The following is a 16,120-nucleotide window of genomic DNA, read 5'->3' as shown; positions in this document are numbered from 1 at the left end:
TATGTCCGTTTATCAAACCCACCGACTGGGGGCCGACTGTACGGCGGTGTTGTGGAAAATCGAAGAAAGTGAAGACGACCTGCGCGCGCTGCTGACGCTGACCATGCCGGAGCAACTGGAGTTGGTCGAGATCACGCATCCGGCGCAGCGTGTGGAGTGGCTGGCCTGCCGCGCTGCAGTTCGGGCGCTGGTTCAGGCACACTGGCCCTATGCGGGATTGTATAAGGACGAGTATGGAAAACCGCATCTGATTGGCTTGGCTGCGCATGTTTCGATTTCGCATACGTCCGGCTGGGCGGCTGCGGTGTTGCACCATACCCAAACCGTAGGCATTGACATCGAGCCGTTTCGGGAGCAGTTTATCCGGGTGGTGCCGCGCGTGTTGTCCGACGCCGAAATCAGTCACGCCAACGGCGATCTGCACCGGCTGGCGGTGTACTGGTGCGCCAAGGAGGCTCTTTACAAGCTTTATGGCAAACGCCAGCTCACCTTCCGCGAACACCTGCACATCGATCCGTTTGCCGACGGTGCGGGGCTTTTAACGGGCCACGTCCGCTTGCCCGACGATGTTCGGGCGTTAACCATTCATTATTTCGAAACCGGGCCGGGGATGTTAGCAGTGGCGTTTTAACATACGTGCGGATTTATCAGGTTTTATTAGATCGGTCATCCCTACGGGATTGTTGGATTCGTATTGGGTTAAACCTAGTGCTACAAAATGCTCCATCCCTACGGGATTTAATCTATACCTGAAAACGGGGGCTACAAAATGCTTCATCCCTACGGGATTGTTGGATTCGATCTTCTTTTTTTCAAACCCGATTGTTTCCAAATGATTCATTCCTAAGGGGTTATCAAATCCAACAATCCCGTAGGGATGAAGCATTTTGTAGCAAGCGGGTTTGATTATAGATTAAAATCCCGTAGGGATGACCCATCTAATTCTTACATCATTTATTCGTGTAATCCGACAAGGGCGGGGTGGCATCTTCGTCATAAACCGCATCCAGCAGTTGCTCGACTTCCTTCACGCGGCCGGTATCGCCGATTTTCTCGAACGCCAGCATCAGGTTCCGCAGCACACGCCGAATAATATCCAGGTTGGTGCAGGGCTGGTAGTAGGTATCGGCCGGTTTGAGGTTCAACTGCCCGATGTAGTGATCGATGTCCGACTTTGAAAACACCAGGCCGCGGTTAAAGACGTTGATGTAAAACTGGGTATGGTCTTTTTTATAGGTCAGCACAAACAAACTGGGCAGGTTCACGCCGTAGACGGGCAAGTCAAGTTGCTGGGCGATCAGCATGTAAATCACGCAGAGCGAAATGGGGTTGCCGCGCCGGCTTTCCAGCACCACATTGATCATTGAATTGGAAGGCGAATGAAAATGTTTGGTGTTGGCGGCAAATTTCAGTTTGTTAAAAAAGACGGTATTTAAGGTTTTGATCTGGTCGATGGGGTGCATTTCGGACTTGCCTTCCAGCCACACATCCAGGTACAGTTGCTTGATTTCCTGCCGGATTTTATCGAGCGATAAATCCGGATATTGATACGTAGCCACAATCCACAAGCCCTCCAGCAGGTCGATTCCGCCGGTTTCTTTCCAGAGTCTAATTCGCTCCAGAACGGACTGGTACTGCAAATCGTGAATTAACTCTTCAATTTTCTTCTGGTGAATAGGACTAAAACTATCTTCCCATTCACTTTCCAGATACGGGATCAACTGGCCGCCCAATTCGCGGATTTTTTGTTCAACGTGTTCGGTGATTTCCCGGTCTTCATCGTCCAGCAAAGAAATCAGGGCTTTTATTTCGTTGTCGTTTATCATGCCACTCCAAGGGGTTGCGGTCCGGGGTTTTGCCGGGCCGGTGCTGCAACGCTATAACCCGAAGATAAAAACTTATTTTTAGAAACCTACTGAATTTTATACTTTTGCCCCGCAAGAAACGGGCTGTATCCGAATTCGGAACACGATTTTCCAAAAAATGATTTTCATGCCCGTGTGGGCAGTAATCCGAATCCATTCACCAGACCGGCAGGTTTTTTGCTCTATTCGATACCGTACTCAACGTTTTGAAATAACGCCTTAAATGTAATTACCCACATGAAAATCTTAGTCACTGGCGGAGCCGGTTTTATTGGTTCGCATACGGTCGTCGAACTGCTGAACGCGGGCTTCGAACCCGTCATTATCGACAATTTTTCCAACTCGAACCGCTCGGCACTGGCAGGACTACGCCAGATACTGAACCACGACGTTCCGTTCTACGAAGCGGATTGCAACGATGCCGAAGCGCTCAGCGCAATCTTTGAAAAAGAGAATTTTCAGGGCGTGATTCACTTCGCAGCCCACAAGGCAGTGGGCGAGTCGGTGGCAAAACCGCTGATGTATTACCGCAACAACCTCGACTCTACTTTGTTATTACTGGAAACCATGCAGCGGTATGGCGTTCCGAACCTGGTTTTTTCGTCGTCGTGTACGGTATATGGGCAACCCGAACACCTGCCCGTGACGGAGGAAACCCCCCGGCTACCGGCGCAGTCGCCGTATGGCAATACCAAGGCCATTTGCGAAGACATCATCCGGGATACCGTCAAGGCGGGCGTGCCTGTCAAATCGATTGCGTTGCGGTATTTTAATCCGATGGGAGCGCATCCGTCCGGGCTGATCGGCGAGTTGCCGCTGGGCGTTCCGGGCAATCTGGTGCCGTTCATTACCCAGACAGCCGCCGGTATTCGCGAGAAACTGACGGTGCATGGCGGAGATTATGATACCGTCGACGGGACTTGCATCCGGGATTACATTCACGTGGTCGATCTGGCCAAGGCGCACGTTCAGGCGCTGCGGTTGCTCGATTCGCGCGGGGAAACCAGTTATTACGATGTCTTTAACGTAGGCACCGGCAACGGGCAAACCGTTCTGGAACTGATTCAGACGTTTGAAAACGTGAATAACATCAAGCTGAATTATTCGATTGGTCCGCGCCGTCCGGGCGACGTGGAGAAGATCTACGCACAGGTCGATAAAGTTAATACTGTCATGGGCTGGCGCGCCGAAAAAACACTGGCCGAAGGGCTGCAGGACGCCTGGCGCTGGGAACAAAATTTGCAATTGAAAAACTCAATCGTTTCGGAGTAAAAACGTATGTCTAAAAAGATTCTGATTACCGGCGGAGCCGGCTTCATTGGTTCACACGTCGTTCGGCTGTTTGTGACAAAATACCCAGATTATCAGATTGTTAATCTGGATAAACTGACTTATGCCGGTAATCTCGCCAACCTCACGGACATTGAAAACGCGCCGAATTATACCTTCGTCAAAGGGGATATCACGGATGCGTCGTTTCTGGAGCAACTGTTTCAGGATCATGCCTTCGATGGCGTTATCCACCTGGCGGCCGAATCACACGTCGACCGGTCGATCACCGACCCGATGGCATTCGTGCTGACCAACGTCGTTGGAACCGTCAACCTGCTGAATGCGGCTAAAAATAGCTGGAAGGCCGACTTCGCCGGCAAACGCTTCTACCACGTTTCGACCGACGAGGTCTACGGCTCGCTGCACAATCCGGAAGACTTCTTCACCGAAACCACCTCCTACGATCCGCAGTCGCCCTATTCGGCGTCCAAAGCGGCTTCGGACCACTTCGTACGCGCCTACGGCAATACCTACGGTCTGCCCATCGTGCTGTCGAACTGCTCCAACAACTACGGCCCCAACCACTTCCCCGAGAAGCTCATCCCGTTGATGATTCATAACATCCAGACCAACAAGCCCTTGCCGGTCTACGGCAAAGGCGAGAACGTGCGGGACTGGTTGTACGTCATCGACCACGCGCGGGCCATCGACACGATTTACCACAACGGCAAAACCGGTGAGACCTACAACATCGGCGGTTTCAACGAGTGGAAGAACATCGACCTGGTGCATCTGCTGTGCCGCATCATGGATCGCAAACTGGGCCGGGCCGAAGGCACCTCCGCCCAATTGATCACCTACGTGACCGACCGCGCCGGCCACGACCTGCGCTATGCCATCGACGCCCACAAGCTAATGAACGAGCTGGGCTGGGAGCCTTCGCTGCAGTTTGAAGAAGGCCTGGAAAAAACCGTCGACTGGTTTCTCGCCAACCAGGACTGGCTCGAAAACGTCACCTCGGGGGCCTACCAGAAGTATTACGATTCCATGTACGAAAACCGCTAATTTTGAATGATAGAATGATAGAATGAGTGAATAAAAAACAGGGGTCCTTGTCCCATTTATTCACTCATTCACTCATTCTATCATTCACTCATTGAAAAACTATGAAAGGCATCATTCTGGCCGGGGGCTCCGGTACGCGACTGCACCCGTTGACGCTGGCCGTCAGCAAGCAACTCATGCCGGTTTACGACAAACCGATGATCTATTATCCGTTGTCGATTCTGCTGCTGGCGGGCATCCGCGAAATTCTGATCATCTCGACTCCGCACGATCTGCCGCACTTCAAAAAACTGCTGGGGGATGGCTCGCAGGTGGGCTGTACGTTCGCGTATGCCGAACAACCGCTGCCGAACGGGCTGGCGCAGGCTTTCGTGATCGGCGAAGAGTTTATTGGCGACGACAAGGTGGCGCTGATTCTGGGCGACAACATTTTCTACGGTTCGGGGCTGTCGAAGCTGCTGCAGGCCAACAACGATCCCGACGGCGGGGTGGTGTTTGCCTACAAGGTGAACGATCCGGAGCGGTATGGAGTGGTGGAATTCGATGATGATAACAAAGCCTTGTCGATCGAAGAAAAACCGGAACAGCCCAAGTCGAACTACGCCGTACCGGGTTTGTATTTTTATGACAACGAGGTGGTGAAGATCGCCAAAGAGCTGGCCCCCAGCCCGCGGGGCGAATACGAGATCACGGACGTCAACAAGGTGTATCTGGAGCGCCAGAAACTGAAAGTGGGGATTCTGGATCGGGGGACGGCGTGGCTGGACACGGGCACGTTTGTATCGCTGATGCAGGCAGGTCAGTTTGTCCAGGTGATTGAAGAACGGCAGGGCATGAAAATCGGCTCGATCGAGGAGGTGGCCTACCGGATGGGCTACATCGACGCGGAGCAACTAAAAACCATTGCGCAACCGCTCGTGAAAAGCGGCTACGGACAGTATTTATTGAATCTGCTGAAATAGCCAAAAAGACCGGTTGAGACCAGGGGAGTGAAGACTTGAAGAATGGTTTTTAAATCATGCTTCAAGTCTTCACTCCCTTTTTCTTTAAAAAAAAAGCCTGGACAACGTCCTGGCCTTTTCCAAACCTAACCTATGAGATGAGAAAATCGGCTCATCCTATCGGTGACAGGACGCACCAACTCTCTGCAAATGTGCAGGGAAGATAATAAGAATGGTAGAGAAGAAATATAGGAAGAGGAAAGAAGAAATACTTTTTTTTACCGGATGGTGACAAAACACGGAAAAGTACGGGATATTCCCTGAATGGTTACGTATTTATACCTGATTTTCCCGGCCCTCCACCCATCCCAATCGAATTCATTTTAACTTGGTAAAGCAAATTAATCTGCTCTACCATGCAAGAATCGCGTAAACCCTCCGACAAATTTCACGGCGATGTTGGCTCCTTCATCACGGCCGCCGACGCCAAAAGCCGTACCCGCCTGCACCGCGTTTACGAAGAAGAGAAGCTGGGACTCAAGCCCGAAGACGTTACCAAAGCGGAATTTTTCGGCATCAACCGCATCAGCAAGTTGATGGGCCGCAAAGATTGTGTTGGCATCCGGGTGTATTACGGCAAACGCTACGAAGACGCTGATGGCGACCCCACCACCAAAGACCAAGGCGAACTCAAACCCCGGCTGGTGTTGGTGGGTGTCCGGGCCGACGGTTCCGATATCTTCGAGGATACCGAAGGATTGAAAGATCGGGGAGATGGTGATGCGCTGGCGGATGGTGCACCTTGTCCACAGTTTTGTTAACTTACAAGTTAGAATAGCTTCTCAAATGTTAGAAAAGCTAATAAATCATTACTCCACTTACTCTGGAATACTAGCAATTGAATTTGTTACTTTAATACCGATTATTATAGGTGTTGTTTACTTAAAACATTTAAATGCATCAATGAAGTTTCTATTGATATACTACACAACGGTATTCATTAGGGACTTCATTTCAAACTTATCAGCTATTTATAAGATAAATAATCATTTCTTATACAATATATTTGGTTTCGTTGAAATAGTTACAGTCGGATTAATTTACTATCAGGCCGTACAGAATTTAAAAATTAGAAAATGGATCGCTATACTGATAGCTATATCCGCTTTTTTAGGAACCTTCCTCTGGTCATCAACTGAGTTTTCATCCGGTATATTAACGATAGCTGATTTATGCAGTATGGGTATTAGTATTCTATATTTTAACACTATTATATCAGAACTTAAAATAATAAATATACTTAAACATCCTTTATTTTGGGTAAGTAGTGGATTAATTATACAGGCCGCTGGTACATTTTTTATTTTTCTATTTGCAAAAGTTGTTTTATCTGAAAATGTAGAATATAGTATTTTTTATTTCTATTGGCAGGTTCGCCAAGTAATGTACATTTTGTTTTGTCTATTTTCAACAATTGGTTTCTGGGTTACAAAGTATGATAAAGAAAATTATGTCTGATTGAAATTGTGTGTACAAATATATCTATTATCTTTCCGGCTCATTTTAACCATTTCTTCGCATTTATGAAAAAACTGTTAATTCCTGCCGTATTATTGGTTACAATGGTGTTTGCCTGCCAGAAAGACAAAGAAGTGTCGCCAACCCAAGCTTCTACCCTCACTACCGAAGAACAACGCGTTGCAGATCGCGTGGGTAGTCTGGTTCCAATGAATACGGCCCGGAGTCAGTCAAAGCCTATCACGAAGAAGTAGGCGATGTTGAAACGCGTGCCGTTGCGTTTGGTAAGACAACCATCGATGCCATTCTGGCTCAGAAAGGCTGCGTTGGCATCCGGGATTATTTTGTGAAAGATAAAGACGGGCAAAAAACGCTTGTTCTGGTTGGAATCGACAAGGACAAGAAAGACATCCAAAACACCACTGATCCAAATGCAAAAACCGCTGGTGGTGGTGGAAAGGCGGGAGATGAAGGAGTGCCTTGCCCACAGCACTGTGAATAAAGAAATTAAAGTTAAAACAAAAGCCGGAAGCAGTTGTTTTCCCGGTTTTTTCCAGAGCACTCCGCATCAGGAAATAAAAACCGTAATCAAAGAACTTTGTAACTTTTAAATGGCAACGCCAAACAGTAAAATGAAAAAGAAATTTTGGGGCGAATGGGATCCTATTCTAAATAAAAAAGGCGCCGTACTATTTGTACAAGCAGGTGCAGCGTCTACTATGAAGCCAGTGTTTGGTTTTTGTTTCTTAATTTCATTTATTTTTATTTTAATGTACCAATCGTTAGAACAAATGCCCAAAAATATAATTAACAGGACTAAACTTCAAAAAAAAGATGAAGCCGGATCGATTACTAAAGATGAAAAGAAGGAATTAATAAAAACAATCGGGACTGCTACCCTGGAAAATAAAAATCGAAATATTATTCTATTTAAGATGGGATACTGGTTTGCAATCAGCACTCTTATATATCTAGGTCATGAGATATTCTTCGGTAATTAATACCATAAGTTTTAATTTTTTCAGAATTGTGCTTATAAGATTCCCTGAAAAGCTCAATCAACAGTTGGATGCAATGGTCGGTACTTGTTTTACACATACGATTCTATTCAGTAGAATAACCAAAGACTGTATTGTGGTTTTTTTGGCAAAAATCCAGTCCAAAACCTTCATTTAGGTTCTTCGCTGAAGCGATATATGATTTTTAGTCTTTTTTCAAAGGTCGGCTTTGGGGTCAGTAAATCCGATAAAGATAATTACACCGGATGCTATACGTGTGGTTTTTACATAAACTCAGTTGGATCAGTTCATCACACATTCACCACAACCCCAATCTCTATTAGATGTGCCCAGATCGTTTGAATGTCCGTTACCTGAACATTTGGGCGCAGGGGATAGTCACCGGCGGAGGGGGTTATGATAAAATTGTGTTCGGTTTTTAAATCCTGCATGGCTATGGTGTTACCCCGGCTTAAGGTGGGCGCGTTCGACAACTTGATTTCTATAGTTACAACCGGCCGATTGCCCTGTACGAGCACCAGGTCAAGTTCACTGCCATCATGGGTTCGGTAAAAATAGGCCTGTGTACCGGTCGATAAACGCGTAACGATCTGCTGGATAACATAACCTTCCCACAATTCACCAGCCAACGGATGACCAAACAATTGATTTCGGTTTTCGATATTTAACAACTGATGAACCAGGCCGCTGTCCCTAAAATAGAATTTCGCTATTTTGGTGAGCCGTTTTCCAATGTTGGTATAGTAAGGTGGTAATCGGCGACACAGAAAACTGTGTTCCAGAAAATCAACGAAATCGATTAAGGTCGTTCGGGTTACGGCGAGCGAATTGGCCAATTGAGAGATATTCACAAGACCGCCCTGTAAACCTGCCAGCATGATCATAAACCGTTGAATGTTTACGGGTGATTGCGTCAAACCCAGGGCCGGTAAATCCCGAAAGGCAATGTTTTTCAGGAAGTTATCGCGCCAGCTAAACGAGAGGGCGTCCGTTGGCGCTAGTAAGGACTCCGGATAACCGCCCCGCAGCCAGTGCTGTTCAAAAGGTACTTCAGTTGCTTCACGAACATGAATCGGTTCCAACTCAATATAGGCGATTCGACCAGCCAGCGATTCCCCACTACGGGTTAGCAGCTTTGGGGAGGCAGAACCTAACAGAATAAAACGCCCGGGTTCCCGATGCCGGTCGATCAATGATCGCATCTCGGGGAATATGTCCGGAATCAACTGGACTTCATCGAGGATAACGGTCTGATTCTCATAAGCTGACAGGAATAAGTCAGGATCGGAGAGCTTCCGACGGTCGGCTGCCCTTTCGATGTCTAAATACAGACTTGGCTTCGGTAAATAATTTTGAAGTTGTTTTACCAGCGACGTTTTTCCCACCTGGCGTGAACCGATGAGGGCTATAGCTGGGTAGAACGCAATTAAGTCAATAATATGCTTTTGCTGATTTCGATTGATCCACATTAATCCCGTAATTTGCATTTTATTTTAACAAACTACGGGATTAATTTATGAATCACAAACAGAAACAGTCAACATATTACCGTTCATTTTTCCGTTTACTCAAAGGTGCCTGGGTAAGATTGCTTTCCATAACAGGCTTGTGCAACTTTGGGAAACGATTTACAACATCACAAGTCTATTAAAACCTCTTTTTATCATGAGTAATATTAACCCCGGTGCGGGACGCTTTATTTCCAAAGACGAAGCCGATCAGTTCAAAGGTGCTTATCAGGAGCGTAAAAAACAACAACAGATTCCGCAGGCCGATACGGTTCGCTCCGAGTTTTTTGGCAGCGATAATTTGCAGCAGATTCTGGCTCAGCCGGGCTGCATCGGCATCCGGGTTTATCACGCCAAACGCCGGGAAACCGTCAACGGAAATGAGCACCTGGTGCCGCGCGTTGTGTTGGTGGGCATCGACAAAAGTGGCCGGGAAATTCTGGAACTGACCGTTCCTGCCGAAGCCGGAATGAAAGATATGCCGTCCGGTCGGGAAGGGCAGTTAGCCGACGGCCCCTTGTGTCCGCCCGAGTGCAATCCGTAGGGAAATAGAAGTCTGTTAAAATGATGATTGATCATCCTTACGTCCGGTTAATACTCAAGTATCCGGATTCTTTTTTGCCAGATCTGTTCATTTTGCTCGCCATCGGAACAGGTCTGGTAAATTATTTTTTTCTGGACAAGCCAAACCGCTGGTTGTTGCGAATGCTGATTTTTTCATTCGTAATCAGTTTGATCCAAATTCACGATGCTGCCTTTCGCCAGAATAACTTATACCTCTATAATTTAAATTCGCTCGTTGAAATGAGCGGATTTGCCGTAGCGTATTGGATTGAGCTAAAATCCCGGCGAAACCGGACGCTGATTCTAAGCGGTTTTGTGATTTATGTATTGGTCTTTCTGTACGATTTTAGCTGGACCAATATTGCCGGTGTAGCCCTCGGTGTGCAACGAATCATCATGATTTTGTATGCACTTCTGTATTTTCATTACATCCTGACGAAGATGCAGATCCAGAATTTATTGATTCATTCCATGTTCTGGGTGAGCGCCGGGGCCATTGTCCATGCGGCTGGCACGTTGTTTGTTTTTCTGTTCGTCAAGGTGACGTTGGGGGACTTGAGTTCAAACGGCAGTTACTAATGCGAATCAAGAGTTGAATTAGACTAAAATGGACAAACGCAGTCTGAGATGTAAGTTTGTAGAATGCTACAACTACAACTTATTGCTCTCTACGACTACGTTTGCCGGTGCTATGATAGGCACTTGTGCTTACATTTCCAACGGCAAAGTAATAATCGACAACCCGATTTTACTGACCAGGAACTGATAACGATTTATCTGTTTGGGCTGCTTAAACAACGCTACACCATGCGACAGAGTTATGATTACATCGTGGATCACTGGCTGGATTGGTTTCCTAAACTACCCTCTTATCAAGCCTTCAACTACCGACTCAATCAAGTGAGCTGGCAATTCGAGGTATTGATCGATGAGCTAGTTCATCAGTTGCAGACCCGACCTTGTCATCACCACATTAGCCTGGTCGATTCCCTGCCGATCATTGTCTCCAAACGGCCTTATCAAGCTAAAGTAGCTCGGGACTGGGCCGATAAAGGATTCTGCGCGACTAAAAAGCTGTACTACCACGGCCTTAAACTGCACTTTGTGGGCTTTGATCGCCGGGAGACGATTCCTTTGCCGGAGCATTTTTACTTTACTCCCGCATCGGCCAATGACCTGACGGTTCTCAAACAGACCACGTTGCCCTATGTAGAGCAACGGATCCTGGTCGGAGACAAAATCTATGCTTCGGCCCCTTTGCAAGCGCAGCTTTGTCAGCAGCAGGTCGAAATGGTGACGCCCATTAAACTTAAAAAGGGTCAAAAACGGCTGGATGCCGCCGACCAGCTTTATTCGAGTTATGTCAGTTCGATCCGTCAGCCGGTGGAATCGTTCTTTAATTGGCTAATTGAAAAAACTCACATCCAAACGGCTTCCAAAGTTCGTTCTCAGAAAGGGTTGCTACTGCACTGTCTGGGTAGGCTGGCCGCAGGGCTGTACATGATGGCTTTCATCTCTTGATTCGCATTACTATCTGTACATCACCATTGTCCGAACGTTCTCGGCTTTTTTCTACCTGGTCCTGCTGGTCAGTTTCTGGCTCCGCAGGCGGGAATTTCGGGTAACAGACCGGCTGACCGTTTAATACATCGTTCTTGCGGTTCTGGTGCCAGAGTTTTATATTTCGCAAATTGGTTTAATTATCCCCGTGTATGGGAACGCACTTCGCTTCGGGCTCGCTGTGAACGAGGACATGAAATTATATATTGCCGTAGGAACGGCCGTTTTGCTGGTGATGGCGATTTTCATCATCGTATTTGTCGCTTATTACCAACAAAAGCAAATTCGTCAGCAACTGATTCTGAAGGAATGGCAGGAGAAATACCGCAAAGGCCTCCTGGCTGCCACCCTTCAGGCGCAGGAACACGAACGCCGGCGGATTGCGCAGGATTTGCACGACGAGATCGGTACGATGTTGTCGGTTACCAAGTTGAGCCTCAATCAGTTGGGTCGAACCGTTGAACACAATGATCCCGGTTCGACGGTGCTGGTGCAGAAAACCCGCTCGCTTCTCGACGAAACCATTGCCAACGTCCGGCGCATCAGCCGTGACCTGGTTCCCACCACCCTCGAACGCTTTGGCCTTGTGTCGGCCCTCGAAGAACTGGCCGAGAAAGCCAGCAACGGCGAAGTTCACGTCGAGTTGTCGTGTTCGGATAAAATGCCGACCTTGCTTCCACAACTGGATCTGACGCTGTTTCGCATTGCGCAGGAATTGATCAACAATGCCATCAAACACGCCAATGCCGAAAACATCATCATCGATTTGCATTGCCAGCCCACCGGAATTTTGCTGTCGGTGATCGACGACGGGCGCGGGTTTGATCTGGACGAGATTCTGAAAGACAAAAAGCGCGGGCTGGGTCTGCGAAATATCGAAAGCCGCCTGAACGTCATCGACGGGCATGTTACGTTCGACGTGGAAGAAGGCCGTGGTTCCCGGATACACATCCAGGTTAAAAATTTGAAACCAGAAGTTGAGGTTGAAGTGGAAGCGGTATAGAATAGATGGTTAACAGGGTTAAAATGGTTGGATGGTTAAAATGGTTGAATGGTTAACCCTCTACCCAGCCTGCCATTGACCATCCAACCATTTCGAACCATTCAGCCATAATAGCCATCTAGCCCCTAACCATGAAAAAGATCAAGATTGCATTAGCCGACGATCATAATTTATTCCGGAAAGGAATGGCTTCCGTGTTGAGCCAGGTGCCTGATTTTGAATTGGTGCTCGAAGCCAGCAACGGACAGGAACTGATCGACAAACTCACCCGCCGAATGCCCGATGTGGTGTTGCTGGATCTGGAAATGCCGGTGATGGACGGCATTGCCACCACAGAATACATTCGGGAAAACCACCCCGACGTCAAAATCATCATGCTGACCATGCACGATGAAGACCGGTTTGTGCTCCACCTGCTCGAAAAAGGCGTGAGCGGGTATGTGCTGAAAGATGCAGATCTGGACGAAGTGGAAAAAGCCGTTCACCGGGTGATGGACGACGGCGTATACCTGAACGACTTCGTCTCCAAGGTCATGCACCGGAAAATGGTGAACAAACCCACTACCGTCATCAAACAAACCTCCACCTCGACACTCTATAATAGTAAAGTGCTGCTGTCGGAGCGCGAAAAAGAAGTGCTTAAACTGATTTGTGAAGGGTTGTCGACGGCCGAAATCAGTGAGAAAATCTTCCTCAGTCCGCGCACGGTCGAAGGCCACCGCCTGCGGATTCTGGAAAAAACCGGCACGAAAAACACGGCGGGAATGGTCGCCTACGCCTTCAAGAATAACCTGGTGTAAGCAGGGAAAAGAAAAAAGGAAGAAAGCAGGAAACGAAGCATGGATCAGGCGGCCGTTGGAGGCCCTTTTATCCGGTCTTCGTTTCCTGCTTTCTTCCTTTTTTTTAACTTATTTCGAGCGGCTCTTGTTACCAAAGCAAAACTGTAGGTGTATTTATAAAGAATTGAATAAATAGAAGACATCTTTCTATTTGATCGTTTAACTTTGCCATTCGAACATGGGTGATCCCGAATTATGGACAGATTCTCGTATATAGCTAACTCAGAAGCAGCCTACATCGACGATTTATACCGGGCTTATAAACAAGACCCCGGCTCAGTGGATGGAAGCTGGCAAAAATTTTTTGAAGGTTTTGAGTTTTCCCAGTCGTATGGCGAAAATGGAAATGGCAACGGCCACAGCAACGCCGACCAAACGACTTCAAAACCGGTTATTGACACCAAACACGCAGAAAAGGAAGTATCGGTAGCTAGTCTGATAAAAGCCTATCGCTCGCGGGGGCACCTTTTGGCTAAAACCAACCCCATCCGGAACCGGAAAGACCGCAGTCCACGGATTGGTCTGGAAGATTATGCCCTGACCGAAGCCGACCTTGACACAGTTTTTGAAGCCGGGACACTGCTGGGAATCGGGCCGAGTTCGCTGCGGAAAATTATGGAATCGCTGGAGAAAATTTATGCCGGCACCATCGGTTTCGAGTATATGTATATCCGCGAAATTGACGTTAAAAACTGGCTTCGGAATAAAATCGAGAAAGAAGCGCTGGTTTTTGACCCAACGATTGAGGAGAAAAAACGGATTCTGACGAAACTGAATGAAGCAACGGTTTTTGAGAATTTCCTGCATACCAAATATTTAGGCCAGAAACGGTTCTCGCTCGAAGGCGGAGAAACCACTATCCCGGCTTTGGACGCCATCATCAACTACGCGTCGGAACTGGGCGTTGAAGAAGTGATGATCGGGATGGCACACCGGGGCCGTCTGAACGTGCTGGTCAACATCCTGGGCAAATCCTACGAAAGCGTTTTCAGTGGTTTTGAAGGCAACGTTCCCGACCAGGTGTTTGGCGACGGTGACGTAAAATACCACCTCGGCTATTCGAGCCTGATCGAATCGTCGACGGGCAAGCAGATCAGCCTGAAACTGGCCCCGAATCCGTCGCACCTTGAAGCGGTTAATCCGATCATCGAAGGGTTCGTGCGGGCGCAGGCCGATGAAGAATACGCGGGCAACTTCGACAAGATTATGCCGATTCTGATCCACGGCGATGCGGCTGTGGCGGGTCAAGGTATTGTGTATGAAGTGACCCAGATGGCGAAACTGGCCGGCTACCAAACCGGTGGAACGCTCCATTTCGTGATCAACAACCAGGTTGGTTTTACGACTGATTTTGAAGACGCCCGTTCGTCGATTTATTGCTCGGATGTTGCCAAAATCATCGATGCTCCGGTTTTTCACGTCAACGGCGACGATCCGGAAGCGGTGGTTTTCTGTGCCAAACTGGCGGTCGAATTTCGGGAAAAATTCAACCGGGATGTTTTTATCGACATGGTCTGTTACCGTCGCTACGGGCACAACGAGTCGGATGAGCCCAAGTTTACGCAGCCGACGATGTATAACATCATCGAAAAACACGCCAATCCGCGCGAAATTTATAACAAAAGCCTGATCGAGCGGGGCGAGGTCGATGCCGAACTGGCGTCTAACATGGACGTTGAGTTCAAGAAAGAATTGCAGGACCGGCTCGACATGGTGAAGCAAAAGGCCGAGATTCCCTACAAACCGTTGCGGTTGGATCGGGAGTGGGCCGAGTTGCGGGTCAGTACGCCGGAAGATTTCGAACGGTCGCCCGAAACCGGTGTGCCGATGGAAACGCTCGAAAAAATCGGGAACGCACTCGTCACGATTCCGACCGGTTTTAAACCGCTCAAGCAAATCGATAAACTACTGAAAGACCGTCGGCAGATGGTTTTTGAGAATAAGCAGGTCAACTGGGGCACGGCGGAACTGCTGGCCTACGGGTCCATTCTGCTCGAAAACAAGGTGGTTCGTCTGAGCGGTCAGGATGTGCAGCGCGGAACGTTCTCGCACCGCCATGCCGTTCTGCACGATTCGGAAACCAACCAGTCGTATAGCTTGCTGGATCACATTCAGGATGGTCAGCAGAAAATGCAGATTTACAACTCCCTGCTGTCGGAATACGGTGTTCTGGGCTTCGAGTTCGGCTATGCCATGGCCACGCCCCACGCGCTGGTGATCTGGGAAGCCCAGTTTGGTGACTTCTCCAACGGTGCCCAGGTGATTATCGATCAGTTTATCTCGTCCGGTGAATCAAAATGGGGATTGATGAACGGTCTGGTGATGTTGTTGCCACACGGTTATGAAGGCCAGGGACCGGAACACTCCAACGCCCGCCCGGAACGCTACCTGCAACTGTCGGCAGAATACAATATGGTGGTGGCCAATGTAACTACCCCGGCCAACTTCTTCCACCTGATGCGTCGTCAGTTGACCTGGCCGTTCCGCAAACCGCTGATCGTGATGTCGCCCAAATCATTATTACGCCATCCACAAGTAGTTTCACCCCTGGAAGACCTTACCAGGGGGAGTTTCAAAGAAGTGCTGCCCGACGGTTTTGCCACGGGCAAGAAAGTGAAACGGATTCTGCTCTGTACCGGTAAAATTTATTACGAATTGCTCGAAAAACAGCAGGCGGATAAGCGGGAAGACGTGGCCATCATTCGGCTGGAACAACTGCATCCGTTCCCACAGAAGCAACTGGATGCCATTCTGGCCAGCTATAGCAAAACCGCCGAACTGGTTTGGGTACAGGAAGAACCGTCGAACATGGGGGCCTGGACCTTCCTGCTGCGTTCGGCCCTGGATTTGAAACTGCGTGGCATTACGCGGAAAAACAGCGCGTCGCCCGCAACCGGCTATTCCAAAGTCCACGCTCAGGAGCAGGCCGACATTATCCGCCGGGCGTTTGAATAAGAGTTTACGGT

General features: G+C 48.5%; 18 protein-coding genes. 14 read left to right on the top strand and 4 right to left on the bottom strand.

What is annotated here, in order from left to right:
• Position 1: 1 nt before the first annotated feature.
• Complete coding sequence (locus tag ACO064_RS07005; RefSeq protein WP_421826675.1) at positions 2–631, top strand: 4'-phosphopantetheinyl transferase family protein; 630 nt, start codon at positions 2–4, stop codon at positions 629–631.
• On the opposite strand, the gene ACO064_RS07000 is transcribed toward ACO064_RS07005, so the two are convergent.
• Both ACO064_RS07000 and ACO064_RS06995 read right to left on the bottom strand, forming a co-directional pair.
• Complete coding sequence (locus ACO064_RS07000; protein ID WP_421826674.1) at positions 614–886, bottom strand: hypothetical protein; 273 nt, start codon at positions 884–886, stop codon at positions 614–616. The genes ACO064_RS07005 and ACO064_RS07000 overlap by 18 nt on opposite strands.
• Positions 887–950: 64 nt before the next feature.
• The gene (locus ACO064_RS06995; RefSeq protein ID WP_421830996.1) at positions 951–1,823 is read right to left on the bottom strand and encodes a transglutaminase-like domain-containing protein; all 873 of its coding nucleotides are present in this window, start codon (positions 1,821–1,823) and stop codon (positions 951–953) included.
• A gap of 279 nt (positions 1,824–2,102) precedes the next feature.
• On the opposite strand from ACO064_RS06995, the gene galE reads away from it, so the two are divergent.
• The 5 genes from galE to ACO064_RS06970 all read left to right on the top strand — a co-directional run bounded on the left by galE (position 2,103) and on the right by ACO064_RS06970 (position 6,661).
• Positions 2,103–3,137: a UDP-glucose 4-epimerase GalE gene (galE, locus tag ACO064_RS06990; protein WP_421826673.1), complete on the top strand. Its 1,035-nt coding sequence runs from the start codon at positions 2,103–2,105 to the stop codon at positions 3,135–3,137.
• A gap of 6 nt (positions 3,138–3,143) precedes the next feature.
• Complete coding sequence (gene rfbB / locus ACO064_RS06985; protein ID WP_421826672.1) at positions 3,144–4,202, top strand: dTDP-glucose 4,6-dehydratase; 1,059 nt, start codon at positions 3,144–3,146, stop codon at positions 4,200–4,202.
• A gap of 101 nt (positions 4,203–4,303) precedes the next feature.
• A complete protein-coding gene (gene rfbA / locus ACO064_RS06980) occupies positions 4,304–5,164 on the top strand; it encodes a glucose-1-phosphate thymidylyltransferase RfbA (protein WP_421826671.1) in 861 nt (286 codons plus the stop codon).
• Positions 5,165–5,559: 395 nt separating this feature from the next.
• Positions 5,560–5,964 (top strand): hypothetical protein, encoded by a 405-nt coding sequence (locus ACO064_RS06975; protein WP_421826670.1) that lies wholly within the window; start codon positions 5,560–5,562, stop codon positions 5,962–5,964.
• A gap of 25 nt (positions 5,965–5,989) precedes the next feature.
• Positions 5,990–6,661 carry a hypothetical protein gene (locus tag ACO064_RS06970; RefSeq protein WP_421826669.1) on the top strand — a complete coding sequence of 224 codons (672 nt, stop codon included), beginning with the start codon at positions 5,990–5,992 and terminating at the stop codon, positions 6,659–6,661.
• Positions 6,662–6,887: 226 nt separating this feature from the next.
• Here the strand turns inward: ACO064_RS06970 and ACO064_RS06965 are convergent, their stop codons facing one another.
• Positions 6,888–7,028 carry a hypothetical protein gene (locus ACO064_RS06965; RefSeq protein WP_421826668.1) on the bottom strand — a complete coding sequence of 47 codons (141 nt, stop codon included), beginning with the start codon at positions 7,026–7,028 and terminating at the stop codon, positions 6,888–6,890.
• 64 nt (positions 7,029–7,092) lie between these two features.
• Between ACO064_RS06965 and ACO064_RS06960 the strand changes: the two genes are divergently transcribed.
• Both ACO064_RS06960 and ACO064_RS06955 read left to right on the top strand, forming a co-directional pair.
• The gene (locus tag ACO064_RS06960; RefSeq protein ID WP_421826667.1) at positions 7,093–7,272 is read left to right on the top strand and encodes a hypothetical protein; all 180 of its coding nucleotides are present in this window, start codon (positions 7,093–7,095) and stop codon (positions 7,270–7,272) included.
• The gene (locus ACO064_RS06955) at positions 7,273–7,662 is read left to right on the top strand and encodes a hypothetical protein (RefSeq protein ID WP_421826666.1); all 390 of its coding nucleotides are present in this window, start codon (positions 7,273–7,275) and stop codon (positions 7,660–7,662) included.
• Positions 7,663–7,970: 308 nt separating this feature from the next.
• Here ACO064_RS06955 and ACO064_RS06950 read toward each other — a convergent pair whose 3' ends face one another.
• The gene (locus ACO064_RS06950) at positions 7,971–9,167 is read right to left on the bottom strand and encodes an ATP-binding protein (RefSeq protein WP_421826665.1); all 1,197 of its coding nucleotides are present in this window, start codon (positions 9,165–9,167) and stop codon (positions 7,971–7,973) included.
• A 178-nt stretch (positions 9,168–9,345) separates the two neighbouring features.
• On the opposite strand from ACO064_RS06950, the gene ACO064_RS06945 reads away from it, so the two are divergent.
• The 6 genes from ACO064_RS06945 to ACO064_RS06920 all read left to right on the top strand — a co-directional run bounded on the left by ACO064_RS06945 (position 9,346) and on the right by ACO064_RS06920 (position 16,109).
• Positions 9,346–9,732 carry a hypothetical protein gene (locus tag ACO064_RS06945; RefSeq protein WP_421826664.1) on the top strand — a complete coding sequence of 129 codons (387 nt, stop codon included), beginning with the start codon at positions 9,346–9,348 and terminating at the stop codon, positions 9,730–9,732.
• A 74-nt stretch (positions 9,733–9,806) separates the two neighbouring features.
• Positions 9,807–10,331: a hypothetical protein gene (locus tag ACO064_RS06940; protein WP_421826663.1), complete on the top strand. Its 525-nt coding sequence runs from the start codon at positions 9,807–9,809 to the stop codon at positions 10,329–10,331.
• Positions 10,332–10,394: 63 nt separating this feature from the next.
• On the top strand, positions 10,395–11,273 hold the full coding sequence (locus ACO064_RS06935) for an IS982 family transposase (RefSeq protein ID WP_421826662.1): 879 nt from the start codon (positions 10,395–10,397) through the stop codon (positions 11,271–11,273).
• Between the two features lie 232 nt (positions 11,274–11,505).
• Positions 11,506–12,315, top strand: coding sequence for a sensor histidine kinase (locus ACO064_RS06930; RefSeq protein WP_114407306.1), 810 nt, complete (start codon positions 11,506–11,508; stop codon positions 12,313–12,315).
• A 131-nt stretch (positions 12,316–12,446) separates the two neighbouring features.
• Positions 12,447–13,115, top strand: coding sequence for a response regulator transcription factor (locus ACO064_RS06925; RefSeq protein WP_114407305.1), 669 nt, complete (start codon positions 12,447–12,449; stop codon positions 13,113–13,115).
• A gap of 234 nt (positions 13,116–13,349) precedes the next feature.
• Complete coding sequence (locus tag ACO064_RS06920; RefSeq protein ID WP_421826661.1) at positions 13,350–16,109, top strand: 2-oxoglutarate dehydrogenase E1 component; 2,760 nt, start codon at positions 13,350–13,352, stop codon at positions 16,107–16,109.
• Positions 16,110–16,120 lie beyond the last annotated feature (11 nt).

The sequence above is a fragment of the Larkinella sp. genome (assembly GCF_965227735.1).
GTDB lineage: Bacteria > Bacteroidota > Bacteroidia > Cytophagales > Spirosomataceae > Larkinella.
The sequence above is the reverse complement of the archived record's forward strand: the minus strand, read 5'-3'. Positions and strand labels throughout refer to the sequence as shown.

Coding starts and splice junctions, on each gene's coding strand:
- ACO064_RS07005 (WP_421826675.1), top strand. CDS start 2: ATGTCCGTTTATCAAACCCACCGACTGGGGGCCGACTGTACGGCGGTG.
- ACO064_RS07000 (WP_421826674.1), bottom strand. CDS start 886: ATGCTTCATCCCTACGGGATTGTTGGATTTGATAACCCCTTAGGAATG.
- galE (WP_421826673.1), top strand. CDS start 2,103: ATGAAAATCTTAGTCACTGGCGGAGCCGGTTTTATTGGTTCGCATACG.
- rfbB (WP_421826672.1), top strand. CDS start 3,144: ATGTCTAAAAAGATTCTGATTACCGGCGGAGCCGGCTTCATTGGTTCA.
- rfbA (WP_421826671.1), top strand. CDS start 4,304: ATGAAAGGCATCATTCTGGCCGGGGGCTCCGGTACGCGACTGCACCCG.
- ACO064_RS06975 (WP_421826670.1), top strand. CDS start 5,560: ATGCAAGAATCGCGTAAACCCTCCGACAAATTTCACGGCGATGTTGGC.
- ACO064_RS06970 (WP_421826669.1), top strand. CDS start 5,990: ATGTTAGAAAAGCTAATAAATCATTACTCCACTTACTCTGGAATACTA.
- ACO064_RS06960 (WP_421826667.1), top strand. CDS start 7,093: ATGCAAAAACCGCTGGTGGTGGTGGAAAGGCGGGAGATGAAGGAGTGC.
- ACO064_RS06955 (WP_421826666.1), top strand. CDS start 7,273: ATGGCAACGCCAAACAGTAAAATGAAAAAGAAATTTTGGGGCGAATGG.
- ACO064_RS06950 (WP_421826665.1), bottom strand. CDS start 9,167: ATGCAAATTACGGGATTAATGTGGATCAATCGAAATCAGCAAAAGCAT.
- ACO064_RS06945 (WP_421826664.1), top strand. CDS start 9,346: ATGAGTAATATTAACCCCGGTGCGGGACGCTTTATTTCCAAAGACGAA.
- ACO064_RS06935 (WP_421826662.1), top strand. CDS start 10,395: ATGCTACAACTACAACTTATTGCTCTCTACGACTACGTTTGCCGGTGC.
- ACO064_RS06930 (WP_114407306.1), top strand. CDS start 11,506: ATGAAATTATATATTGCCGTAGGAACGGCCGTTTTGCTGGTGATGGCG.
- ACO064_RS06925 (WP_114407305.1), top strand. CDS start 12,447: ATGAAAAAGATCAAGATTGCATTAGCCGACGATCATAATTTATTCCGG.
- ACO064_RS06920 (WP_421826661.1), top strand. CDS start 13,350: ATGGACAGATTCTCGTATATAGCTAACTCAGAAGCAGCCTACATCGAC.